This is a genomic window from Streptomyces sp. NRRL WC-3549 (assembly GCF_000721935.1).
In the GTDB taxonomy this organism is placed as follows: Bacteria; Actinomycetota; Actinomycetes; order Streptomycetales; family Streptomycetaceae; genus Streptomyces.
Genome location: NZ_KL585387.1, coordinates 122,632 through 129,111 on the forward strand (window position 1 = coordinate 122,632; position 6,480 = coordinate 129,111).

The 6,480-nt window shown below is 66.7% G+C and carries 7 protein-coding genes and 1 pseudogene; 7 read left to right on the forward strand and 1 reads right to left on the reverse strand.

The genetic code is table 11. From position 1 onward, the window contains the following. Positions 1-333 precede the first annotated feature (333 nt). Entirely contained in the window at positions 334-1,197 is an 864-nt protein-coding gene (locus IH13_RS0105915) for a DUF5753 domain-containing protein (protein ID WP_031081620.1), read from the forward strand. Further along, positions 1,194-1,412, forward strand: coding sequence for a DUF397 domain-containing protein (locus IH13_RS0105920; RefSeq protein ID WP_031081622.1), 219 nt, complete (start codon positions 1,194-1,196; stop codon positions 1,410-1,412). The genes IH13_RS0105915 and IH13_RS0105920 overlap by 4 nt, the downstream gene beginning before the upstream one ends. 168 nt (positions 1,413-1,580) lie before the next feature. On the opposite strand, the gene IH13_RS40500 is transcribed toward IH13_RS0105920, so the two are convergent. Further along, positions 1,581-2,371 (reverse strand): IS5 family transposase gene (locus IH13_RS40500; protein WP_420713343.1). Its coding sequence is split into 2 segments (ribosomal slippage): positions 1,581-2,054 and positions 2,057-2,371, totalling 789 coding nucleotides; the frame shifts between segments, so codons are not numbered across the junction. Positions 2,372-2,665: 294 nt separating this feature from the next. On the opposite strand from IH13_RS40500, the gene IH13_RS43340 reads away from it, so the two are divergent. From IH13_RS43340 to IH13_RS0105945, 5 genes and pseudogenes are all read left to right on the forward strand, one after another. Then, a complete protein-coding gene (locus tag IH13_RS43340; protein ID WP_158791059.1) occupies positions 2,666-2,842 on the forward strand; it encodes a hypothetical protein in 177 nt (58 codons plus the stop codon). Positions 2,843-3,536: 694 nt separating this feature from the next. Continuing rightward, positions 3,537-3,758 (forward strand): annotated as a pseudogene (locus IH13_RS36835) (DUF6879 family protein); the annotation flags it as partial. A 12-nt stretch (positions 3,759-3,770) separates the two neighbouring features. Continuing rightward, positions 3,771-4,622, forward strand: coding sequence for a helix-turn-helix domain-containing protein (locus tag IH13_RS0105935; RefSeq protein WP_031081626.1), 852 nt, complete (start codon positions 3,771-3,773; stop codon positions 4,620-4,622). Between the two features lie 436 nt (positions 4,623-5,058). Continuing rightward, positions 5,059-5,793 carry an enoyl-CoA hydratase family protein gene (locus IH13_RS0105940; protein WP_031081628.1) on the forward strand — a complete coding sequence of 245 codons (735 nt, stop codon included), beginning with the start codon at positions 5,059-5,061 and terminating at the stop codon, positions 5,791-5,793. Continuing rightward, positions 5,781-6,359 (forward strand): TetR/AcrR family transcriptional regulator, encoded by a 579-nt coding sequence (locus IH13_RS0105945; RefSeq protein WP_031081630.1) that lies wholly within the window; start codon positions 5,781-5,783, stop codon positions 6,357-6,359. Before IH13_RS0105940 ends, IH13_RS0105945 begins: the two co-directional genes overlap by 13 nt. The last annotated feature ends 121 nt before the right edge of the window (positions 6,360-6,480 follow it).

The window sequence follows — 6,480 nt, forward strand, 5'->3', positions numbered from 1 at the left end:
GGGCCGACCTGCCTACGCCTTCGAGGACGACGTGCGGAGGCGGCGGCCCTGGTAACCGACTTTCTGGCGCTGTGTAGTGCGTGGCGATTGTTTCCGTCATGTCTTCCCCTTGGCTGAGGGAGTGCTTGCGCCGAATAGGTCAGGCCAGTGCAAGCAAGGGTGATCGTCGTCCGCTCAGACTGACTCTTCGCCTTGAAAGCTGCAAGCACCTAAAGAGTGAATTGAGAATTTGCATCCTTGCCTGCCAAGGTGTGCCGCCATGTGTGTGCCACATGACAGTTCGGTCGGTCTCACGGCAAACTGAGGGCTGGTCCACGATCAGGGAGGGGGCCAGTGAGCGCGCCCACTGTGCGCCGACGCAGACTCGGTGCGAAACTCCGCGCCCTGCGGGGTGAGATGAACCTCGAAGAGGTCGCGGACAAGTCGGAGGGTGTCTTCACGCTCTCCAAGCTCTCGCGTCTGGAGACGGCCAAGAGTGCAGCCAAGCAGGCCGACGTCACCCGACTTCTCGACCTCTACGTCGAGCTCGGCCGCGACGTGGACGACGAATTGCGCGCGGCCCTGACGACGTTGACCAAGGAGGGGGCCCAGCGAGGGTGGTGGCACTCGTACCGCGGTGTGCTCACTCCGGTCTATGAGGACCTCATCAGTCTTGAGGCCGAGGCCACGGGCGTGACCACGTGGCAGCTCGGTGCGGTGCCTGGGCTCCTCCATACCTCCGAGTACGCGCGTGCGATCATCGGGGCGACTGCCATGTCGGAGGCGGTCGAGGCCAAGATCGATGCCCTCGTCGAAGTGCGCCTCGCGCGGCAGGCTGTGCTCAGCCGTGAGGCACCGCTGGCTCTGTGGGCGGTGATCGGGGAGGGCGCCCTGCGGACGAGGGGTGTCGGTGAGGGCGTTATGGATGAGCAACTCGGCCGGTTGCTCACCTTGGGCAAGCGACCCAACGTGAACATCCAGGTCCTGAGGTCGGACGCCCCGCTCCATGTAGGGCAACTGGGGTCGTTCAGCATCCTCTCGTTCGGCGACCATGCCGATCTCGATGTCGTTCACACCGAGAGCCTGACGTCCGCCGTGTATGTCGAGCAGCGTGACCAGGTGTCCATGTACCGAGAGGCTGCGCGGAGGCTCACCTCTGCTGCCGAATCGGTCGAGGCGTCAGCCGAACTGATCGCAGAGATAAGGAGAATGCTATGAACCGGGTTGACAACGCCTCCACGCTGTCCGTGGTCTGGTGGAAGTCGTCGCGCTCCGACACCGGCGCCCAGTGCGTCGAGTGCGGCGTCGTGAGCTCTGACGAGCAGCGTGTCGCCGTCCGGGACAGCAAGGATCCGGACGGGCCGGCTCTGCTGTTCACGTACACCGCCCTTGCCGGCCTGGTCGATGCCCTTCGCCGGGGCGAGCTGGGGTAGGAAGGGAGCGTCCGGACAGACGAGCGGCAACGGCTCGTGGAGCGGGGCCCGGTCCGTCGGGACGTAGTTCCGGGAGCGCAAGACCGCCCCCTGGTGAGGGGGAGGGCGGCCCGTTGTTGCCAGTGCTGCCCCGAGGGACCCAGCTTCTGTGTAGAGCTCGTAACACGATCATGAACGGGCCTTCTTGAGGCGTCTCCAGCAGATGAGGCTGCAGGCGAGTGAGACGAAGGCATCGTGGAGCTCGGTGCGGCGTTCCCAGCGGATGGCGAGGCGTTTGAAGTGGTGGAGCAGGGCAAAGGTCTGCTCGACGACGTAGCGTAGCTTGCCCAGGCCCTTGATGTTCGGTGATCCCTTGCGTGAGATGACGGGCAGGATCCTGCGCTTGCGCAGTTCGTCTCGGTTGGGGTTGGAGTCGTAGCCCTTGTCCCCGAGCAGGACTTCGGGGCGTCGGCGAGGTCGTCCTGGGCGGCCTGCGACGGGTGGGATGCCGTCGATCAGGGCGAGAGTCTGGGTGACGTCGTTGACGTTGGCCGCGGTCGTGATGACCTTGAGCGGGGTGCCGCGTCCGTCGCAGATCAGGTGGTGTTTGCTGCCCGTTTTCCGCCGGTCGACCGGCGACGGACCGGTGTCGGCGCCCCCTTTTTCGCGCGGATGTGAGAACCATCCACGCACGCACGCGACCAGTCGAGTTCGCCGGCCGCGTTCAGCTCCGCGAGCAGGAGCTGGTGCAGCCGGGCGAAGACCCCCGCCTTCTGCCACCGCTCCAGATGCCGCCAGCACGTCTGCCCCGAACCGAAGCCCAGCCCCAGGGGTAGGAGTTGCCAGGCTATGTCGTTGTAGAGGACGAACAGGATGCCCTGGAGGCAGAGCCGGTCTGACACCGGCCTCGGCCCCGGCGACCGCTCAGGCCACGGCGGCAGCAACGGCTCGATCAACGCCCACAACTCATCGTCCACGATCCACGGTCGAGTACCCACACCATCACGAACGGCCGAATCGTCACACCGATAACGCCCCAACAGCACACTTCAACAAGATCGTGTTACGAGCTCAAAGCGTTTCGGATCAATAACTCGGACTGCCCCCACGTCACCCTCGGCCGGACAGCGACCAATGAAAACCCATTTTCCCTTGAGGAGTTCGCGATGGATCATGGGGCAGACACGTTCAAACACTGGTCAAAAGACAAGCAGTGATGCAATCACGTCAAATCATTCCTTTCGGAAGGCGACACGACGCGGATATCTTTCAACTTGGACGGAATCGACGATCCGCTCGCGGCTGCCGAGCGAGGCAAGTTGGTGGATCCGAAGAACGACTTCGAAGGTCTCACCGATTGGGAGCTGCACCAAATCAAGGAAGCTCCGGATTCGTGGGACAGGATCACTTGGTACGAGAAAGGAAAGAAAACTGACAATCCATTCAAGTAGCAGTTCCCCTGGCACCGTCCTCTACAGGTCCGAACGGACCTTCAAGGTCTGGCGTTACGGGACCGGCCACTCACAACTGCTTCTACGCGCCGTTCCGAACGGCGCGGACAAAGCCAGACTGGATCTTCTTTTCGAAGGCGTCGAAGCCATGCAACTGGTCCCGCGCTACGAGACCCTGGAAATCCTCTCGGTGAGCGAGAGCGAATTCTTGGAAATTTATGCGGAATCCGGCGTGCCCCCGAAGTGGCGACAAAGCCGCCTCATTGTTCGACTGAGCTCCGAGAGCGGCGGTGGCTACGTCCAGTGCCACCGAATCACCGTGGAACGTTTTCCTACGAACACAACCGACCCGGTTTCGGACGAGCTCCGTGATCTGGAATGGAGCTTGCGACCCTAGCTCGGGACGGCGCTCGTCACGAAACGTCGCGGAAAAAAAATGTGGGCCGCCGGAATCTCCGGCGGCCCACATTTCACGACGTCCCCGGCGAATGCCGAGCCGGAGGCGCCGCACAGCAAAGTGACTGTGTCGTCAAACGCCCTGCCGGTCTGCGAAATCCGGGACAGAACGGAGCCGGATCGAAGTCCGCCTGACGCTCAACTCCCCGGCCTCGACGCTCTTTCGCACGCCCTCAGAGCTCGTAACACGATCTTGTTGAAGTGTGCTGTTGGGGCGTTACCGGTGTGACGGTTCGGGCGTGCGGATGCCGACCGAGCGGACCTGCCTGCCGAAGACTTCTGGATCTTCGACTCGCGGATCGTGGCCGTGCTGCACTTCGGTGATCAGGACCACCTGCTGAGCTACGAACTGATCACGGAACCCGCGGAAGTCGTGCGGTACGCCGTTGTGCGTGACGCGGCGATGCATCAGGCCGTGCCGTACGAACGGTTTGCCACGCAGGTAGCCGCGACCGAATAGTGCGCGTGACCGTTGAGTACTGACTTCCAGCAGGCCCGGGCGGCGCTGGGTGCGCGCTTGCGCGGACTCCGCGTCGCCTGTCCCGGTGGCAGGCTCACCGGCCAGCAACTTGCGCAGCGGCTCGGCTGGCAAGGTTCCAAGGTCAGCAAGCTGGAGAAAGGCAAGCAGACTGCGACCCCCGAGGACCTACGGGCGTGGGCGGATGCGACGGGCCGGCCGGACGCGTATGCCGAACTCCTCGCCCGGCTGGCAGGATTCGAGTCGCACATCAGGTCATGGCGCAGGGCCCTGGCCGGCGGCTTCAAGCCATTGCACGAGGGGCTGAGCGCGGAGATCGAGCGCACGTCTGAGATGTGGATCTGGGAGGAGGCGGTGGTTCCAGGACTACTGCAGACCCCCGCGTACGCGCGCCACGTCATCCAGCGCTACTCCGAGTTGCTGGGCGGGGCCGGTGACATCGAGGACGCCGTACGTGCGCGGGTACAGAGGCAGGAGTGGTTGTACCGGGCCGGCCGTAAGTTGCATGTGCTGATATGGGAAGCAGCGTTACGTTCGCTGATCTGCCCTCCCTCGGTGCTGGGCGCCCAACTGGATCGTCTTACCGGTCTGATCGGTATGGACACCGTCGTGCTGGGCGTTGTCCCGTTCGCGGCGTCCATGAAAATTGTGCCTGCCAACGGCTTCTGGGTCCTCGATGGCCGCCTGGTCGTTGCGGAGGACTGGCATGCCGAGCTGTGGTTGGACGACGCCGACAACGTCACTCTGCACAAGAAGGTGTGGAGGACACTCCGGGAGTCAGCGGTCTACGGAGCCGATGCCCACAACGTCATCAATGCGGCGCGGCGTGATCTGAATCTTTGTTGAGCGGTCACCAGACAGGGTCCTCCAGCCGGTCCAGGGCAGCCGATCGGCCTGGCGGGCAGAAGGCGCGCAGGGTGTCCCGGTAGTGCTCGTGCCTGGGCCCCTTCGGGCCCGGGCAGGGGGCTCCGGTCGTGCTCTCTCAGGGCGCAAGGCTGCTGCCGCGTAAAAAGCATGCAAGCACGCTTGATTGTTCCGGTGTCAGCTGCCACGCTCGACCGAGGCCGAAGACCAGGGATGCGGCGACCCTCTTCAGCCTCTGGCCGCCATAGGGCGATTCGACAGGCGCCTACAGGCCGAGGTCCGCCGGGGCAGTGCCGACATCTCGGGAGCGCGGTGTGTGCGCGACGGGTGATGGAAGTCCGCTCCGGCGTGCTCAGCGCTTCGAGGCCGGAGGGCCCCCGTGAACGCCGAGACGGCCCGGCAGAAGGAGACGAATCCCGTGACCCTCGCCCCACCCGCCCACGAGCGCGGCGTCACCACCCTCACCCTCGACTCCCCGGCCAACCGCAACGCCCTCAGCACCCGGCTCGTCGCGGAGCTCGCAGACGCCCTCGACGCCTGTGCCGCCGACCCCGGGGTGCGGGCCGTCGTCCTCACCCACACCGGGAACACCTTCTGCGCGGGCGCCGACCTCACGGCGCCGCCCGACCCGCGGGACCTCGTCGCGCTCATGCGGCGCGTCGTCGCCCTGCCCAAGCCGGTCGTCGCGCGGGTCACCGGGCACGTCCGGGCCGGTGGCCTCGGGCTGCTCGCGGCCTGCGACATCTCCGTCGCCGGCCCCGAAGCGACCTTCGCGCTCACCGAGTCGCGCCTCGGCCTCGCGCCCGCCGTCATCTCCCTGCCGCTGCTGCCCCGCACCGACCCCCGAGCCGCCGCCCGCTACTACCTCACCGGCGAACGCTTCGACGCGCCGGAGGCCGCCCGCATCGGGCTCGTCTCCACCGCCGCCGACGACGTGGACAAGGCGCTCGTGCCGGTACTGGACGGGCTGCGCCGGGCCTCGCCGCAGGGGCTGGCCGCGTCCAAGGAGCTGGTCGCGGCTAGGGTGCTGCGGAGTTTCGACCAGCACTCCGAAGACCTCATCGCCCGCTCGGCGGCCCTGTTCGCCTCCGACGACGCACGGGAGGGGATGACGGCCTTCCTCGAACGACGGGACCCCACATGGCGGCTGTGACACCCCCCAAGCAGGACCGCAGCCGCGCCACCCGGCAGAGCCTCCTCGAAGCGGCGGTGGCCTGTCTGGCCGAACGCGGCTGGGCGGGCTCCACCGTCTCCGTCGTCGCCGAACGCGCCGGGGTCTCGCGCGGCGCCGCCCAGCACCACTTCCCCACCCGCGAGGACCTGTTCACCGGCGCCGTCGAGTACGTCGCCGAACAGCGCTCCGCCGCGCTGCGGGCGCTGCCCGTCCAGGGGCGCGCCGAGGTCGTCGCCGCGCTCGTGGACCTCTACACCGGCCCCCTCTTCCGGGCCGCGCTCCACCTGTGGGTGGCCGCCTCCGACGAGGAGCAGCTGCGCCCCCGCGTCACCGAACTGGAAGCACGGGTCGGCCGCGAGACCCACCGCATCGCCGTCGAACTCCTCGGCGCCGACGAGGAGCGCCCCGGAGTACGCGAAACGGTCCAGGGCCTCCTCGACATGGCCCGCGGTCTGGGCCTCGCCAACCTCCTGACCGACGACACCGCCAGGCGGCGCCGGGTCGTCGCACAGTGGGCGGGCCTGCTGGACGAGGCGCTGGGCTGAGCGGCGTCTTCGGGGCTCACGGCGTCCGCCCGCGCACGGGACGGGTCCCCCGCTGTCGGTACGGGAGCCGGCTGACGGCGGTGGTACGGGGCCGGGAGGCGGCTGCCACGCGGCGACGGCG